The 16,162-nt window shown below is 69.3% G+C and carries 18 protein-coding genes; 7 read left to right on the top strand and 11 right to left on the bottom strand.

Going from position 1 to position 16,162, the window contains the following annotated elements; all coding sequences use genetic code 11:
* Positions 1 to 24 precede the first annotated feature (24 nt).
* The 3 genes from OG588_RS20150 to OG588_RS20160 form a co-directional block, all read right to left on the bottom strand.
* Entirely contained in the window at positions 25 to 198 is a 174-nt protein-coding gene (locus OG588_RS20150) for a CsbD family protein (RefSeq protein ID WP_019064643.1), read from the bottom strand.
* 90 nt (positions 199 to 288) lie between these two features.
* Positions 289 to 651: a VOC family protein gene (locus OG588_RS20155; protein ID WP_405948499.1), complete on the bottom strand. Its 363-nt coding sequence runs from the start codon at positions 649 to 651 to the stop codon at positions 289 to 291.
* 3 nt (positions 652 to 654) lie between these two features.
* Positions 655 to 1,458 (bottom strand): trans-aconitate 2-methyltransferase, encoded by an 804-nt coding sequence (locus tag OG588_RS20160; RefSeq protein WP_405948500.1) that lies wholly within the window; start codon positions 1,456 to 1,458, stop codon positions 655 to 657.
* 104 nt (positions 1,459 to 1,562) lie between these two features.
* Here OG588_RS20160 and OG588_RS20165 point away from each other — a divergent pair, with 104 nt between their 5' ends.
* Entirely contained in the window at positions 1,563 to 2,060 is a 498-nt protein-coding gene (locus OG588_RS20165) for a MarR family winged helix-turn-helix transcriptional regulator (protein WP_019064646.1), read from the top strand.
* 131 nt (positions 2,061 to 2,191) lie between these two features.
* Here OG588_RS20165 and OG588_RS20170 read toward each other — a convergent pair whose 3' ends face one another.
* Complete coding sequence (locus OG588_RS20170) at positions 2,192 to 2,959, bottom strand: response regulator transcription factor (RefSeq protein WP_033284298.1); 768 nt, start codon at positions 2,957 to 2,959, stop codon at positions 2,192 to 2,194.
* 261 nt (positions 2,960 to 3,220) lie between these two features.
* On the opposite strand from OG588_RS20170, the gene OG588_RS20175 reads away from it, so the two are divergent.
* Positions 3,221 to 3,685: a GNAT family N-acetyltransferase gene (locus tag OG588_RS20175; protein WP_405948501.1), complete on the top strand. Its 465-nt coding sequence runs from the start codon at positions 3,221 to 3,223 to the stop codon at positions 3,683 to 3,685.
* Here the strand turns inward: OG588_RS20175 and OG588_RS20180 are convergent.
* The 4 genes from OG588_RS20180 to galT all read right to left on the bottom strand — a co-directional run bounded on the left by OG588_RS20180 (position 3,672) and on the right by galT (position 7,641).
* The gene (locus tag OG588_RS20180; RefSeq protein ID WP_405948502.1) at positions 3,672 to 4,310 is read right to left on the bottom strand and encodes a Uma2 family endonuclease; all 639 of its coding nucleotides are present in this window, start codon (positions 4,308 to 4,310) and stop codon (positions 3,672 to 3,674) included. The two genes, OG588_RS20175 and OG588_RS20180, sit on opposite strands and share 14 nt — an antisense overlap.
* A gap of 154 nt (positions 4,311 to 4,464) precedes the next feature.
* A complete protein-coding gene (gene galK / locus OG588_RS20185; protein WP_405948503.1) occupies positions 4,465 to 5,607 on the bottom strand; it encodes a galactokinase in 1,143 nt (380 codons plus the stop codon).
* Between the two features lie 10 nt (positions 5,608 to 5,617).
* Positions 5,618 to 6,583, bottom strand: a complete 966-nt coding sequence (gene galE, locus OG588_RS20190; RefSeq protein ID WP_405948504.1) for a UDP-glucose 4-epimerase GalE — start codon at positions 6,581 to 6,583, stop codon at positions 5,618 to 5,620.
* Positions 6,583 to 7,641 (bottom strand): galactose-1-phosphate uridylyltransferase, encoded by a 1,059-nt coding sequence (galT, locus tag OG588_RS20195; protein ID WP_405948505.1) that lies wholly within the window; start codon positions 7,639 to 7,641, stop codon positions 6,583 to 6,585. The genes galE and galT overlap by 1 nt, the downstream gene beginning before the upstream one ends.
* Before the next feature lie 157 nt (positions 7,642 to 7,798).
* Here galT and OG588_RS20200 point away from each other — a divergent pair, with 157 nt between their 5' ends.
* The 3 genes from OG588_RS20200 to OG588_RS20210 all read left to right on the top strand — a co-directional run bounded on the left by OG588_RS20200 (position 7,799) and on the right by OG588_RS20210 (position 11,572).
* Positions 7,799 to 9,487 (top strand): sodium:solute symporter family protein, encoded by a 1,689-nt coding sequence (locus OG588_RS20200; protein WP_405948506.1) that lies wholly within the window; start codon positions 7,799 to 7,801, stop codon positions 9,485 to 9,487.
* 21 nt (positions 9,488 to 9,508) lie between these two features.
* Positions 9,509 to 9,841, top strand: coding sequence for a hypothetical protein (locus OG588_RS20205; protein WP_405948507.1), 333 nt, complete (start codon positions 9,509 to 9,511; stop codon positions 9,839 to 9,841).
* 438 nt (positions 9,842 to 10,279) lie between these two features.
* On the top strand, positions 10,280 to 11,572 hold the full coding sequence (locus tag OG588_RS20210) for a helix-turn-helix domain-containing protein (protein WP_405948508.1): 1,293 nt from the start codon (positions 10,280 to 10,282) through the stop codon (positions 11,570 to 11,572).
* Between the two features lie 38 nt (positions 11,573 to 11,610).
* Here OG588_RS20210 and OG588_RS20215 read toward each other — a convergent pair whose 3' ends face one another.
* Entirely contained in the window at positions 11,611 to 12,018 is a 408-nt protein-coding gene (locus OG588_RS20215) for an ATP-binding protein (protein WP_405948509.1), read from the bottom strand.
* Between the two features lie 227 nt (positions 12,019 to 12,245).
* On the opposite strand from OG588_RS20215, the gene OG588_RS20220 reads away from it, so the two are divergent.
* Positions 12,246 to 13,097 (top strand): helix-turn-helix domain-containing protein, encoded by an 852-nt coding sequence (locus OG588_RS20220; RefSeq protein ID WP_405948510.1) that lies wholly within the window; start codon positions 12,246 to 12,248, stop codon positions 13,095 to 13,097.
* Positions 13,098 to 13,105: 8 nt separating this feature from the next.
* A complete protein-coding gene (locus tag OG588_RS20225; RefSeq protein ID WP_405948511.1) occupies positions 13,106 to 13,378 on the top strand; it encodes a DUF397 domain-containing protein in 273 nt (90 codons plus the stop codon).
* An 18-nt stretch (positions 13,379 to 13,396) separates the two neighbouring features.
* On the opposite strand, the gene OG588_RS20230 is transcribed toward OG588_RS20225, so the two are convergent.
* The gene (locus OG588_RS20230; RefSeq protein WP_266857887.1) at positions 13,397 to 14,089 is read right to left on the bottom strand and encodes a response regulator transcription factor; all 693 of its coding nucleotides are present in this window, start codon (positions 14,087 to 14,089) and stop codon (positions 13,397 to 13,399) included.
* A gap of 248 nt (positions 14,090 to 14,337) precedes the next feature.
* Positions 14,338 to 16,137, bottom strand: a complete 1,800-nt coding sequence (locus OG588_RS20235) for a PQQ-binding-like beta-propeller repeat protein (RefSeq protein ID WP_405948512.1) — start codon at positions 16,135 to 16,137, stop codon at positions 14,338 to 14,340.
* Positions 16,138 to 16,162 lie beyond the last annotated feature (25 nt).

The raw sequence follows: 16,162 nt of genomic DNA on the forward strand, positions 1-16,162 counted from the left end.
AGGGGCCCCTCACCGCTTCCGGCGTCAGCGCTTGAAGGCGTCCTTCGCCTTCTCCTTGGCCTGCCGAGCGTCACCCTTGGACTTCTCGGCCTGCCCCTTGGCCTTCATCGTCTCGTTGCCCACGGCCCCGCCGACCGTCTCCTTGAGCTTGCCCTTGGCCTGTTCCTTCTTGGCCTTGGCCTTCTCGTCCTTCGCCACGGTTCATCAACTCCCGGTCGGATGGAAACTCGGTACTCGGTACTCGGCGCCACCGACCGGGTAGCCGCGAGGGCGAGACGCAAACACCGATCAGGCGTCCGGCTCCAGGAACTCCAGCCGGTTCCCCACCGGATCCTCGGAGTAGAAACGCCGGTACCCAGGCAGGTCCTCGTCCCAAGTGACGGACGCCCCAAGGGACTTCAGCCGGGCCGCGTACGCCTCGATGTCGATCACCCGCAGTCCGGGGTGGGCCTTCTTCGCGGGCCGGAAGTCAGCCTCGATCCCCAGGTGAAGCTGGACCGCCCCCGCCCCGAACCAGCACCCACCCCGCGCAGCCAGCACAGGCGGCTTCGGAATCTCGGTCATCCCGAGGACGTCGACGTAGTACGCCCGCAGCGCGTCCTCCGACCCCGCCGGAGCCGCCAACTGCACGTGATCCACGGCCGCGAGCACCCCTCACGCCCCCTTGCGGGCCACCGCGAACAAGCGCCGGAACGGGAGCACCGTGCCGTACTCCGCCGTCGGGTACGCCTCGCGGAGCAGGTCGCGGTACTCGGCGACGAAGGCGTCCCGTGCCTCCGGGTCGTCCGCCAGGGCGGTCAGGGCGGGGCGCAGGCCCGTGCCCTTGACCCAGTCGAGAACGGGGTCCTCGCCCGCGAGGACGTGTTGGTACGTCGTCTGCCAGACGTCCGGCGCGCAGCCCAGGCGGGCCAGCCGGTCGAGGTAGACGCCGGGGGTGTGGACCGAGTCCTCGCGGCGCAGCACCTCGCCCAGCCGTCCCTTCCAGCGTGCGGTGGCGGCCAGTTCGCGCATCAGGGCGTGCAGGGGCGCGTCGATGTTGTCCGGCAGCTGGAAGGCGAAGGTGCCGCCGGGCGCCAGCGCGGACACCCAGTCACCGAACCGGTCCAGGTGCCCCGGCACCCACTGCAACGCCGCGTTCGACACGATCAGGTCGTACGGCTCCGTCGGCGCCCAGTCCGTCGCGTCCGCGTGGGCGAAGTCGAGGCTGCCGCCGCCGGTGGTGGGGCCGGCGTAGGGGGCGGTCTGCGCGAGCATCTCGGGTGAGTTGTCGTAGCCGGTGATGTGCGCGGTGGGCCAGCGGTCGGCGAGGACGGTGGTCACGTTGCCGGGGCCGCAGCCGAGGTCGGCGATCCGGGGCGGGGTGCCGGGTACGTCGGTGACCCGGGCGAGGAGGTCGGTGAACGGGCGGGCGCGGTGGTCGGCGTGGCGCAGGTACTGCGCGGGGTCCCAAGTCGTCATGCCGTCCACTCTCCCCGCCCATATATCTTGATGTCAAGAGACTCTGCATCAAGAGGCTTGATATCAAGAGACTTCATGTCGACACAACCACTACACTGATCGTCATGGAGGACGAGGTCGATCGGCTTGTCGCAGCGTGGCGCCGGGAGCGCCCCGACCTCGACGTGGAGCCACTTGAGGTGCTCAGCCGGGTGAGCAGACTGGCCCGGCACCTGGACCGGGCCCGTCGGCTGGCGTTCGCCGAGCACAGCCTGGAGCCCTGGGAGTTCGACGTACTGACGGCGCTCAGGCGCGCGGGCAGCCCCTACCAGCTCTCCCCCGGCCAGCTGCTGACCCAGACCCTGGTCACGTCCGGCACGATGACGAACCGTATCGACCGGCTCGCGCAGAAGGGCCTGGTCGAGCGGCTCCCCGACCCCAGCGACCGCCGGGGTGTACTGGTCCGCCTCACCGAGGAAGGCCAGGACCGCGCGGACCAGGCCCTGGCCGGCCTGCTGGCACAGGAGCGCGCGATCCTCGCGGAACTCTCCCGCGCCCAACGGGGCGAACTGGCAGGCCTGCTACGCCAGTTGACCGCCCCGTTCGACAACATCCCCGGCTAGGTCGACGGGTCCCGCCCCCGCACGCCGGGCGAGTGCGATCGCCGCGAGGGCGGAGTGGACGCCCAGTCTGCCCAGCACGTGCAGAGCTCCCCCGCGCCCAACAGAGCGAACAGGCCGAACAGGCAAGCCCGCTAAGCCAGTTGACCGCCCCGTTCGACAACATCCCCGGCCAGGTCGACCGGACCCACCCCCGCACGCCTCGCCAGCGCGACCGCCGCGAGGGTGGAGTGGACGCCCAGTTTGCCGAGCACGTTTTGCATATGCGTCCGGACTGTGTGCGGGGAAAGGAACAGTCGCTCGGCGACCGCCTTGCGCCCCAGTCCGGCCACCATGCAGCGCAGCACTTCCCGTTCCCTCGGCGTGAGGGACTCCACCAGGCGCTCGCTCTCGGTGCGGTGCTTACGAGCGGCCGTCAACTCCCGTAGGACGCCGGTCAGCAGGGCGGGTGGCAGGTGCGTCTCGTCGCGAAGCACCCCTCGGATGACGGTTAAAAGCCTGGACAGCGAGCAGTCCTTGGCGACCCAGCCGGAGGCCCCGGCCTGCAGGGCCAACGCGGCCCGGCGCGGATCGTCCTTCTCGGCCAGCACGACCATCCGTACGCTCGGCTGGGCCGAACGGACCCCGGCGACCAGGGAGATCCCGTCCACCAGCCCGTCCTCGTTGCCCGCCTGTACAGGCACGGCGGGCCGGACGCCTGGCACGTTACCGCCCAGATCGGCGTCCACGAGCAGGACGTCGAATCTGCGGCCCTCGGCGTTCGCGCGCTCCATGCAGCGCAGCGCGGCGGGACCACTGCCGGCCGCGGACACGTCGACATCGGGCTCGGCGGCCAGTGCCGCGGCGAGCGACTCGGCGAAGATGCGATGGTCGTCGACGACCAGGACTCGGATGCGAACCACGAAACCCCCTTCCCCAGGCTCCTGGTGGAGCAGGGGATACCTCATCGTCGGGAGACGAAGCGATGATTGCGGGTACGACGCCCGGGAGCGGCCTGAGCCGCACGGCCGCCGCCGTGCAGACACTGCTACCCCCACATCGGGCGTCGTACCCGACTTGTCTCGCCCCCTGAACAGCACCGGCCCCCACCGGTGCTGCTCACAGCGTACGGCTGGGGCGCAGCAGCGGAAGCTAATTTGCAGAACTGACTGTCCGGCACGTTTATGGTGAGCCGCATGTTTCGTATTGAGACGGAAGTCGACAAGGAGCGACGCGATCTGCTCCGCGCCCGGCTGCTCGAAACCAACACGGCCGCGTCGCCGGTGCTGCGTGCCCTGCGCGGAACCCCTCGCGAACGTGAAGTTCCGCTCCAGATCTGGGCGTTGGACGAGACGGGCGAGCTGGCGGGCGGACTGGTCGGCCACACCTGGGCGAACTGGCTGCATGTGACGTACCTGTGGGTGGACGGCCGCCACCGCGGTACCGGCCTCGGCTCCAGCCTCCTCGCCGAGGCGGAGCGCGTCGCCCGCGACGAGCGCGACTGCGTGGCCGCCCGCCTGGAGACCTGGGACTTCCAGGCACCCGACTTCTACCAGAAGCAGGGGTACGAGGTGGTGTGCGTGATCCCGGACTATCCGCCGGGGGTGACGGAGTACACCCTGACGAAGAGCCTGGTCACAGCTCGCTGAGGGCGTCCGGGCTGATGTCGACGTCGATGTCGTACGGCAGGCTCAGGTCAAGCTTGTCGTGGTGGATGCCGGTCAGGGCGTACGTCTTGTTCACCGGGTCGATTTCGTAGACCCGCACCACCGGGTGCTGGTTGCCCTCAGCCATCTCGACCAGCCAGAAGTACGGGATACCGGCGGCGGCGTACTTGCGGGGCTTGGTGTCGCGGTCGCGAGCCTCGGAGTCCGGGGAGACGACCTCGACGGCGAGCAGGACATCCTCGGCCTGGAAGCGGGTCTGCTCCAAGCCTGTGATGGCTTCGGCGCGGACGACACTGAGGTCGGGCTCAGGGCCGTTGCGGCGGTCGAGGACGACAGTCATCTCGCGGCAGACCTTCAGCTCCCCGGGGACCGTACGACGCAGGCCGGCCACCAGAAGGTCGATCATTCGACTATGGAAAATCCTCTGCGGGCTCACGAAGACGAGGCTCCCGTCGATCAGCTCGGTGTGCGGCGGGAGGTCGGGCAGGGTGAACAGGTCATCGACGGTGTACCCGTCGCGCGGTGGTACCGGCCAACGGGTGCCGGGCCCGTCGGCTGACCCGGGCGGCGGCTCGGGGGTCTGCGCGGCGATCGGCTCGGCGGTCATGGTGATTCCTCCCATGGGCGGGATTCTCGGCCTGCGCGTCCACGGTAACCGCCGGAATCCGCGAACGTCATCACAAGGGGTGACCGGCCCTGCCTGGCGTCCCTCGGTGTCGTCGCCCCACCATCCGACGAGCGGGGCGACAACGAGCCCGGGATCAGCTCACTCGCCGCGCCCCCGCCGAAGGCACCGCCGGGAACACGCGCGGGGCCGTGTAACCCGCCGCCGCGAACGCCTCCTCGACCGCCTTCGTCACCGTGTCCGTGTCGGCGGCCTCCACCAGGACGACCGCCGAGCCGCCGAAACCGCCGCCCGTCATCCGCGCGCCGAGCGCACCCGCGCCGACCGCCGTGTCGACCACGAGGTCCAACTCCGGGCAGGAGATGCGGAGATCGTCGCGGAGGGAGGCGTGGCCCTCGGTCAGGATCGGGCCGATCGCCCGTACGTCTCCCGCGTCGAGCAGGTTGATGACCTGGTCGACGCGGTGGTCGTCCGACACCACGTGGCGGACGTAGCGCTGGATCCGCTCGTCCGACAGGCGGGCCAGGGACGATGACAGATCCTCGTACGCCACGTCCCGCAGGAACGGGACGCCCAACTGCCGCGCGCCCTCCTCGCAGCCCTCACGGCGTTCCGCGTACGCGCCGTCGCCCAGCGCGTGCTTCACGCGGCTGTCGACGACCAGGAGCGAGAGGCCCTCGGACGCCAGGTCGAAGGGGATCTGACGGATCGACAGGTCGCGGCAGTCGAGGTGGAGCGCGTGGCCCTCCTCGCAGCAGGCCGAGGCCGTCTGGTCCATGATCCCGCAGGGGACGCCGACGAAGTCGTTCTCCGCGCGCTGCGAGAAACGCGCCAACTCCGGGGCGGACAGGCCGAGTTCGAAGAGGTCGTTCAGAGCGAGTGCCGTGACCACCTCAAGCGCCGCCGATGACGACAGGCCCGCGCCCGTCGGGACCGTGGACGACAAGTGAATGTCCGCGCCCGTCACCTCGTGGCCCGCCTCGCGGAGCACCCACACCACACCCGCGGGATACGCGGCCCAACTCGTGTTCGTGCGCGGGGCCAGCTCGTCCACGTGCAGTTCTACGACCGGGCCCTCGATGTCCGCCGAGTGGAGGCGCAGGACGCCGTCGCTGCGGCGGGACACCGCCGCCACCGCCGTGTGCGGCAGGGCGAGCGGCATCACGAAGCCCTCGTTGAAGTCGGTGTACTCGCCGATCAGGTTGACCCGGCCCGGCGCGGCCCAGACGCCCTCGGGAGCGGTGCCGTACAGCTCCTCGAAGCCCTCAAGTACACCCACGTGTTCTCTCCTAACCCTTCGATACGTTCTGCGCGAACGCCCACGCGTCCGCGACGATGCCCGCGAGATCCGCGCGGGTCGGGTTCCAGCCGAGGCGCTCCTTGGCCCGGGTCGCCGAGGCCACCAGGGTCGCCGGGTCGCCGCCGCGGCGCGGGGCCACGACCTCGGGGATCGGGTGCCCGGTGACCTGGCGGACCGTCTCGATGACCTGGCGGACGGAGAAGCCCTCGCCGTTGCCCAGGTTGCAGATCAGGTGCTCACCCGGGGTGGCCGCCTTCAGCGCGAGCAGGTGCGCGTCGGCCAGGTCCGCCACGTGGATGTAGTCACGGACGCAGGTGCCGTCCGGCGTCGGGTAGTCGTCGCCGAAGACGGAGATCGCCTCGCGCTTGCCCTGGGCGACCTGGAGGACGAGCGGGATGAGGTGCGACTCGGGCGCGTGCCGCTCGCCGCAACTGCCGTACGCACCGGCCACGTTGAAGTAGCGGAGGGAGACCGCGCCCAGCCCGTGCGCCGCCGCCTCGCTGGTGATCATGAAGTCGACCGACAGCTTGGACGCGCCGTAGGGGTTCGTCGGGGAGGTGCGGGTGGTCTCGACGATCGGGACCTCGTCCGGCTCGCCGTACGTGGCCGCCGTGGAGGAGAAGACGAGCTTGCGGACGCCGGCCTCGCGCATGGCGGCGAGGAGGGCCATCGAGCCGCCGACGTTGTTCTCCCAGTACTTCTCCGGCTTGACGACCGACTCGCCGACCTGCGAGAACGCGGCGAAGTGCAGGACCGCGTCGTACGAGGAGTCCAGCCACTTGGCGGCGTCGCGGATGTCGCCCTCGATGAAGGAAGCGCCCGCCGGTACGCCCTCGCGGAAACCCGTCGAGAGGTTGTCCAGGACGGTGACCTCGTGGCCCGCCTCCAGCAGGTGCTGGGCGACCACGCTGCCGACGTATCCCGCGCCGCCCGTGACCAGGTACTTACCGCTCATCAACTCGCTACCTCTCGCAGTCGCTGTGCCGCGAACTCCGGCGGCACGTCGTTGATGAACACGCTCATGCCGGACTCGGAACCCGCGAGGAACTTCAGCTTGCCGGACGTACGGCGAATGGTGAAAAGCTCGAGGTGGAGCGCGAAGTCGTCCCTGCTCACACCGTCGAACTCCTCCAGTGTGCCGAACGGCGCCTGGTGCCAGGCGGAGATGTACGGCGTCGGAGGCTCGCCCTCACCGAAGATCCGGTCGAAGCGCCTCAAGAGTTCCAGATAGACCTTGGGGAACTCTGTGCGGGCCGCCTCGTCCAGGCCGAGCAGATCGGGCACCCGGCGCTTGGGATACAGGTGGACCTCGTAGGGCCAGTGCGCGGCGTACGGCACGAAGGCCGCCCAGTGTTCACCCTCAAGGACGACCCGCTCACCGGCGAGTTCGCGCTCCAGGACCGAGTCGAAGAGGTTCTCACCGCCCGTCGCCTCCTTATGAGTTGCGAGTGAACGCAACATCAGCGCGGTGCGCGGGGTGGTGAACGGGTAGGCGTAGATCTGGCCGTGCGGATGACCGAGCGTCACGCCGATCTCCTCGCCGCGGTTCTCGAAGCAGAAAACCTGCTCGACGGAGGGAAGATGCGACAGCTCCGACGTCCGGTCCGTCCACGCGTCGAGGACGAGGGCCGCCTGCTCCTCGGTCAGCGAGGCGAAGGACGCGTCGTGGTCGGAGGTGAAGCAGACCACCTCGCAGCGCCCGGAGTCGCCGGCCAGCGAGGGGAAACGGTTCTCGAACACGGCGACGTCGTACGACGAGTCCGGGATCTCGCTGAGCCGGTCGCCGGTCGTCGGGCAGAGCGGGCACTGGTCGACCGGCGGGTGGTAGATGCGGCCCTGGCGGTGCGAGGCGATCGCCACCGAGTCGCCGAGCAGCACGTCCCGCCGTACCTCCGAAGTGGTGACCGTGCGCTCCAGCGGGCGTCGGTCCACCGCGTCGCGCACGGTGTCGTCCCGCAGGTCGTAGTAGATGAGCTCACGACCGTCGGCCAACCGGGTCGAGGTCTTCTTCACGCCGGGCTCTCCATCCGTACGTACATCCACGCCGCATCCGGGCTTCACACAGAACTAAACACATCAAACCACCAATCCCCCCAGTCGTCACCATCAAAATCAAACAAAGAACACCAACCAAAGACATCGAACAGACATCAAACAAGGTGAGCGCTTGATGCAGACTCTGCAGACCCCCACCTCTCTCGCCGCCGAGCTACGGCTCCCCACCAACGGGCTCGACTACGCGATCCTGGCGATCTACTTCGTGGTCGTCCTGGGTATCGGCCTGGCCGCCCGCAGATCGGTGAAGACGAGCCTCGACTTCTTCCTCTCCGGGCGTTCGCTGCCCGCGTGGATCACCGGACTCGCCTTCATCTCGGCCAACCTGGCCGCCACCGAGATCCTCGGCATGGCTGCCAACAGCGCCCAGTACGGCGCCTACACCGTCCACTGGTACTGGATCGGCGCCATCCCCGCCATGGTCTTCCTCGGCCTGGTGATGATGCCCTTCTACTACGGCTCGAAGGTCCGCTCGGTCCCCGAGTTCCTGCTGCTCCGCTTCGACAAGTGGGCACACCTGCTGAGTTCGATCCTGTTCGCCTTCGCCGCGATCCTGATCGCGGGCGTGAACCTGTACGCCCTCGCGATCGTCGTCGAGGCGCTGCTGGGCTGGCCGCAGTGGGTGGCGATCATCGTCGCCGGTGCGTTCGTGCTCGCGTACATCACCCTCGGCGGGCTGTCGTCGGCGATCTACAACGAAGTACTCCAGTTCTTCGTGATCCTCGCCGCCCTCATCCCCATCTCCTACCTCGGCCTGAAGAAGGTCGGCGGCTGGGACGGGCTGACCCACAAGCTGGACGCGGCCCACGGCCACAACTTCACCACCGCGTGGGGCGGCACCGGCATCGGCAGCGTCAACCCGCTCGGGGCGAACTGGCTAACCATCGTGCTCGGCCTCGGCTTCGTCCTCTCCTTCGGCTACTGGACGACCAACTTCGCCGAAGTCCAGCGCGCGCTCTCCGCGAAGAACCTGTCCGCGGCCCAGCGCACCCCGCTGATCGCCGCGTATCCGAAGGTCTTCATCGTGTTCCTGGTGATGATCCCGGGGCTGGTCGCCGCGGCGCTCGTCCCGAAGATCGGTACCAGCGGCTCGGATCTGCAGTACAACGACGCGATTCCGTACCTGATGCAGGAGTTGCTGCCCAACGGCGTCCTCGGCATCGCGGTCACCGGTCTCCTGGCCGCCTTCATGGCCGGTATGGCGGCCAACGTGTCGTCCTTCAACACGGTGTTCACGAACGACATCTGGGCCAAGTACGTCGTGACGGACCGCGAGGACGCGTACTACGTGCGCTTCGGCCGCCTGATCACGGTGATCGGCGTGGCGGCGTCGGTGGGCACGGCGTTCCTGGCGTCCTCCTTCTCCAACATCATGAGCTACCTCCAGACGCTGTTCTCCTTCTTCAACGTGCCGATGTTCGTCGTCTTCATCGTCGGCATGTTCTGGAAGAAGGCCACCCCGAAGTCCGGCTTCTGGGGCCTGCTCGCGGGCACGGTCACCGCGATGGTCAACTACTTCTGGATCTACAAGCAGGGGATCATCTCCATCCCCTCCGACCAGGGCGCGAACTTCGTCTCCGCGATCGCCGGGTTCGTCGCCGGTGCGGTGGTCATGTTCGTGGTGTCCCTGTTCACCCAGCCGAAGACCGCGGAACAGCTCCAGGGCCTCGTCTACGGCACGACCAGCCCCGGCATGACCGAGGCGCCGGCCGCGGGCGACGACGCGTGGTACCGCCGGCCCGCGCTGCTCGGTTGGGGCGCGGTGATCCTGGCCGCCGTCTGCTACATCCCGTTCTCGTTCTAGTCGCGGGAGGATTGAGAAACCATGTCTGAGAACTCAGGGCACTCCGAACACTCAGGGCACTCCGAGCACGACGTCCAGCGCGAGGTCAGTGAGCTGGAGAGCAAGTCGACGACCGCGTCCCGGCTGTTCGATCTGCGGCTGATCATCGGGGGGTTGTTCGTCGTCTACGGCGTCATCGTCACGATCGCCGGGATCAGTCCTTCGCAGGCGACGCTGGACAAGGCCGAGGGCGTCAACATCAATCTGTGGACCGGGATCGCGATGTTGCTGCTGGGGATCTTCTTCCTGGGGTGGCTGAAGCTGCGCCCTGTACCTCCGGTGGAAGTGACTACGGAGGACGAAGAGGGGGCTTAGGTCGTCTGCCGGGTGCGGGTGGGCTGTGGCTGGTCGCGCAGTTCCCCGCGCCCCTTGAGGCAACCGGGCCGGCGGTGTTGGTCAGCTGACCTGCACCGGTCGCGCCCACGCGGCGGAGCCGCACATGTCACAGCCCCGCGCCCCTTAGGGCAAACGTGCTGGCCGTGTTGGTCAGCGGGTCGGGGCAAGCCCGCCCAGTTGAGAAAGTGTGACACTTTCGCGAGAAGTGTCACACTTTTCTGGAGAGGGTGGTCCGGCGGGACCGGATTCGTCAACACCATCCGGAGTCGGCCAGGACCCGAGGGTCGATTGGGGGGCGCTGAGCCCAGCACACCGCGCCGGACGGGCCAGATGCGATCAACTCGCTTTCCGCGCAAGGGTTTTGCACGTTGCGCAAGCGGCCTCGACGGCCCCGGTCGTGCGGTGTGGGAGGGGCCCGTGCCCGTTGACCCGCTCTGGAACAGCACGCGAGTACGCGAGTTGGCCACGCAACGGCGCCCCGGCGCGCTCATCCGCCTCGGCCGGGAACACCGCGCCTGGACCCTCGCCGCCCTCGGCGACAGGCTCGGCTGCTCACCGGCCACAGTCTCCCGGCTGGAGCGCAGCACCAGGGTCGTCGACCTGACCCTGGTGCACCGCGCCGCCCTCGAAGTCGGCGTTCCGCGACACGTCCTGGTGAGTTCTCTCGCGCCACCCACCCCGACGGTATCGACGGCCACTAGAGTGACGGCCAGTCCGCACGCCGAGGAGGACCCGATGCGCCGCCGTACGCTGCTCACCGCAACGGCAGCCGCCGGACCGGCCGCCCTGCTGCTGGGGGTGGACGAGGCCCTGGCCGACACTCCCGCACCGACCGGCACCGGACCGCTGGACGCCCGGCTGGCCGCCGCCCGCGACCTGTACGACAAGGGCACGCACGCGCCTCTGCTCGCCGCCCTGCCCGGTCTCATCGCGGACGGGCACGCCGCCGCCTCCTCGCGCCGGGAACTCGATCAGGCCCGGCTCTCCTCCGTCTACAGCCTTGCCGCCGCCGTACTGAGCAAGCTCGGCTCCTACGAGCAGGCCCGGCTCACCGCGGACCGCGCCCGGACCTGGGCCGAGGTCTCCGGCTCCCCGCTCGCATCGGCCGCCGCGGTCCGGGAGTTGGCGATCGTGCTACGCCACCAGGACCGCGGCGAGGAGGCCCAGCGCCTCATGTCGGCGGCGGCTTCCGGGGTGCAGGCGACGGGACTGAGGACCGACGCGTCGGCGTCGGCGTACGCGCAGATGCTCTGCACCCTGGCCTACACCGCCGCCCGGGGCGGCCACCGCGCCGAGGCCCTGGCGATGACCGAGGAAGCCCGCCGCGCCGCCAGCCGGCTGCCTCAAACCGCCCCGCCGGGACGCCTGTTCCCCATCAACCCGGCCGCCGTCGACCTGTACGCGGTCGGAGTCCACTGGGCGCTCGGCGATGCGGGCGCGGCCCTGGAGGCGGGAAAGAACCTGCGCCCCGCACAGTTCCCGACCGCCGAGCGCAAGGCCCGCCTGGGCACCGACATGGCACGAGCATGGTGGGCATGGAATCGCCCCGAACAGACCACCCAGGCACTGCTCTCCGCACACCGCGCCAGCCCCGCCGAGGTCCGGGACCGCCCCGCGATCCGCAGCATCGTCCACGAACTGGCGGAACGGCACCCGCGTACCACCGGTGTCCGTGAGTTGCAGGCGGCGGTACGTCAGCAGTCGAGCTGACACACGGCGAGCCCTGACCTCCGGCCGCGTTCTTGGCCCTAGGCCACGCCCAGTTCGCACCAGACGTACTTGCCGCGCCGCCCATTCCTCGACAGCGGCTGCCACCCCCAGTTGTCGGCACAGGCCCGCACCAACGCGAGCCCTCTCCCTGCCTCGGCGTCCAAGAGCTCCATCAACTGCCCCGGCGGCTCAGGCGGTTCAGGGTCCGCGTCCCACGCCCCCACCCGCAGCACCCCTTCCGAACGCCGCACGCGGAGCATCACCGGCCCCTTTGTGTGCAGTACGGCGTTGGCGACCAGCTCCGTCGCGAGGAGTTCGGCGGTGTCCACGACCCCGATGAGGCCGTGCGCGGTGAGGACCAGGCGCAGGGTGCGGCGGCAGACGGTGACGGCACGACGATCGTGCGGGACGGAGAGGGAGTACTCCCAGGGTTCGGTTTCGGGCATGCGTGAACTCCGTTGGTGGTGTGGGGAGTTGATGCGGTTCACGGGCGGTGGCCTGTCACGCCGTCATGGCAGGACGGGGTGGTGCGCTTCCGGGGTCCCGGGGTTCCGCACGGTGTGCGTCGCACGACCGACAGTAGGGTCACAATTTGGGACCACGCAAGCCGTTCCCGTAATCTGCCCCTCGAACGAGTTGCCCGCGCAGGGCACTCAGGCACGAGGAGGAAGCCGTGGCGCGCAGGAAAGTACCCACCGCACGCCAGGAGCGTCTGGGCGCGGAACTGCGGAAACTCCGCGAGGCCGCAGGGCTCAAGGGGCGCGAAGCCGCCGCGCTGCTCGGGACGGACTCGGCCCAGATGAGCCAGATCGAATTCGGCACGGCGGGCGTGAGCGAGGAGCGCCTAAGGCGACTTGCCGCCCAATACGCCTGTACGGACGCCGAGTTGGTCGAAGCGCTGGTGGCCATGGCGACCGATCGGACAGTTGGCTGGTGGGAGGAGTACCGGAGTCTGCTGCCCACACCGTTCCTGGATCTCGCCGAGTTGGAGCACCACTCCACGTACCGGCTCGAAGTGGAGTTCCTGCACATCCCAGGCCTCTTCCAGACCGAGGACTACGCCCGCGCCGTCTTCGCATACCGCGTCCCCGAACTCCCCACGCAAGACCTGGAGTTGCGCGTACGCCACCGCATGGAACGCAAGGTCATCACCCAAGGCCCCGACCCGATCCCCTACGAGGCGGTGATCCACGAGGCGGCGCTGCGCATCAGGGTCGGCGACCGAACCGCCACCCGGACTCAGCTCACCCGCGTCCTGGAACTCTCCGAGGCGGATCACATCACGGTCCGCGTCATCCCCTTCGACCTGGACGGCTTCGCCGGCGCTTGGAGCGCCATGATGTACGCGGGGGGTGCCGTACCCAAGCTGGACACAGCGGTACGCGACGCGGCCCACGGCACGACCTTCGTCGACTCCGAAGCCCAACTCGGCGCCTTTCGAACGCTCTTCCGTAAAGTGGAGTCCGTGTCACTCGACCCCGGACGCTCGCGTGACTTCATCCACAACCTGGCGAAGGAACTGTGAGGCGCACCGTGACCATCCCCGACAACTGGCAGAAGTCGTCCTTCTCGGGGGGCGCCGACGGCAACAACTGCGTCGAACTCGCCAGCACCTGGCAGAAGTCGACCTTCTCCGGCGGCGGCGACGGCAACGCCTGCCTCGAACTCGCCACCACCCCCGCCGCCTTCCACCTCCGCGAAAGCGACACCCCCGCCACCCTCCTCACCACCACCCCCACGGCCCTCGCCGCCCTCCTCGACGGCATACGGTCCGGCACCCCGGTCGCCGGCCGCCCCCACCGCTGATCCGGCACCAGAACTCGCCTACAGGTCCGGCCCCGCCGAATGGTTCACCGGCCCCGCCCTGTCGAGCAGCCCCGTCCGCGCCGCCAGGGCCGCCGCCTCCAGTCGCGACCCCACGCCCAGCTTCATCAGCACCCTCTGCACATGCGTGCGGGCCGTTGACGGGGCGATACCCATGCCCGCCGCGATCAGGCGGGTGTCCTCGCCGTCTGCCACGCGGACCAGGACCTCCACCTCCCTCGGCGTCAGCATCTGCAGCAGCCGTTGGCCCTCGTCGTCCGGCTGGGCTGCCGGGTTGAGGAGTTCGCTGAAGGCGCCCTGGAGCAGCTGCGGGGCTACCGCCGCCTCGCCCGCCCTCGCCTTCATGATCGCCCGCTCCACGCCCTCGATGCGCTCGTCGTGCCGGACATAGCCGGACGCGCCCGCGGCGAAGGCCGCCGCGATGCCTCGGGGGCTCGGGACCGGGCCCAGGACGAGGACCGCGACCTGCGGACGCTCACGTTTGATCTTCACCACCGGGTCGAAGATGCCGGGCTCGGCCGGTGTCGCCGTGCCGATCAGGCACACCTCGGGGGCGCGGGTGATCACCAACTCGGCCGCGCCTGCCGCCGGTGCCGCCGCTGCCAGCACCCGGTGTCCCCGCAGCTTCAGTGCCGAGGCCAGCGCCTCGGCGAGCAAACGGTGGTCGTCGACCACCATCAGCCGCACTCCCATCGAGCAACCCCCCAGTCCCCCCAATGGATGCCCACTATGGATGCCCACCGGTCCCCAAGAACAGAGGGCCCCCCAGCACCCCCGCTCTTCATGCCCCCGGAAGCTACACGCTTGTTCGACGTTGCGCTGCCCCTACTGGAGAGAAGTGCCCCAGATCGACGGAGTTTTTCGCATTCCTGGCATTCGGGAGTGATGGGGGTGATGGGAGTGATGGGGGTGATGGGAGTCGTGGTGAGGGTGGGGGTGGGTCAGCTCGTCGTGCCGAAAGCGATCGCCAAGTCCTTGTCGGCCGTTGACGACGACGATGCCTTGTCCGCGTAGACCGACGACATGTACAGGTGGCCCTCCCCGTAGAGGATCTCCGCGTAGTCCGGGAGGAAGGTCGTCTCCGCGCTCCGTACCGTCTCCGTGCTCGGGTTCTCCAGCAGCTTGGTCTCCTTGAAGGAGGAGCCGTCGATGCTGACGATCTGGCCGCCCTTGTTGTACGGCGGTGCCTTGTACGCGATGACGTTCGTGCCGTCCATGCGGAGCGGGGTGATCGTGTAGCCCTCGCCCGCGTCCGCGCGCTGGCCGGTCTGCTTGCCGGTGGCGAGGTCGAAGGCGACGATCTCGTTGGTCTGGCTGTAGGAGTCGCCGGAACCGTCGTGTTCTTCGGTCGGCACGTACAACCGGTCGTTGCCCACGGCCAGTTCGGTGCAGTACTCGACACGCGTGATGCCGTCGCAGCGGGCCGCGTACTGCTTGCCCGGCGCCGGGATGTGCGAGCGCAGGGCGCCCGTCTTGTTGTCGATGGAGAAGAAGTCCGAGACGCCGCTGCCGTCGCCCGCGCTGTCGCCGACGTCGGCCGCGACCACCAGCGGGTCGGTCGACACGATGCTCGCGTACTCGATGCCCTGGGCCATCTTGTAGTCCGAGAGCACCTTCCCGGAGACCGGGTCGATGGTCTGGATGTGCAGGGTGGGCGAGTCGTACGTGCCGCACCGGCGCACCGCCACCAGCTTGGCGCCGCCGCCGTAACCGGCGTCGTAGCAGTCGGCGGTCTTCGGGCTCCACAGGACCTTGCCGGTGGAGATGTCGAAGGCGGCGCCGCCGTCGGTGCTGCCCACGGCGACGGTGTTCGCGCTGATGGTGACGTTCTCGAAACTGATCGGCTGGTCACCGGAGTTGGCGGTCTTCGTCCACAGCTTGGTGCCCGCGTTGAGGTCGATCGCGGCGATCTGGCTGCAGCCGTGCGAGGGCTTGTCCTCGGTCGGCATGGCGGGCTCGTAGAGGATCGCTGTCTTGCCGTCGGTCGTGGTGTGCTTCGTGGCCTGGCAGACCGGGCCGGGGAGTTTGATCGTCCACTGCTTGGCGCCGGTGTCGCGGTTGTAGCCGACCACCTCGGCGCTGCCGCTCTTGGCGTACACCTTGTCGGTGAGCCAGGAGCCGGAGGTCACCATGGTGTCGCTGACCTTGGGCATCGGGACCTCGAAGAGGACCTTGGAGGCCGGGTTGGCGGGGATCTTCTCCTTGCCGCCGGACGTCGTACCGCCCTTGTCGTTCGTGCCGCCCGTGGTGCCGCCGGCGGTCGCGGCCTTCTTCGTGTCGTCGTCCTTTCCGGACGAGGACGAGTACCAGATCCCGCCGCCGACGATCAGCGCGATCGCGACCACGGCAGCCGTGATGATCACCGCGGACGCCCCGAACTTCCGTCCGCCGCCGCCCGGTTGGCCCGGCTGCGGGTGCAACGGCATGGTCGGCTGCCCCGGCGCCGGGTAGCCGTAACCCGGCTGCTGGCCATAGGGGTTGGGCTGCTGCGGCTGGGCGTACGGGTTCGGCTGCTGGCCCGGGTAGCCGTAGCCGGGCGGCGGGGCGGCCTGCGGAGGCCCCTGGGGCGGCTGGGGCTGCTGGGGTGCCTGGGGGTAGCCGTAGACCGGCTGTTGGGGCGGAGGGGCCTGCGGGTAGCCGTAGCCGGGTGCCTGCGGAGGCTGCTGTGGGGGCTGGTCCTGGGGTGGGCCGAAGCCGCCCTGCGGGGGCTGGTTCGGTGGGGGCGGGGGCGGCTGGGTCATGACGAGTACCTCGGGGAGGACGGCG

The organism is Streptomyces prunicolor, assembly GCF_045162825.1.
Taxonomy (GTDB): domain Bacteria; phylum Actinomycetota; class Actinomycetes; order Streptomycetales; family Streptomycetaceae; genus Streptomyces; species Streptomyces prunicolor.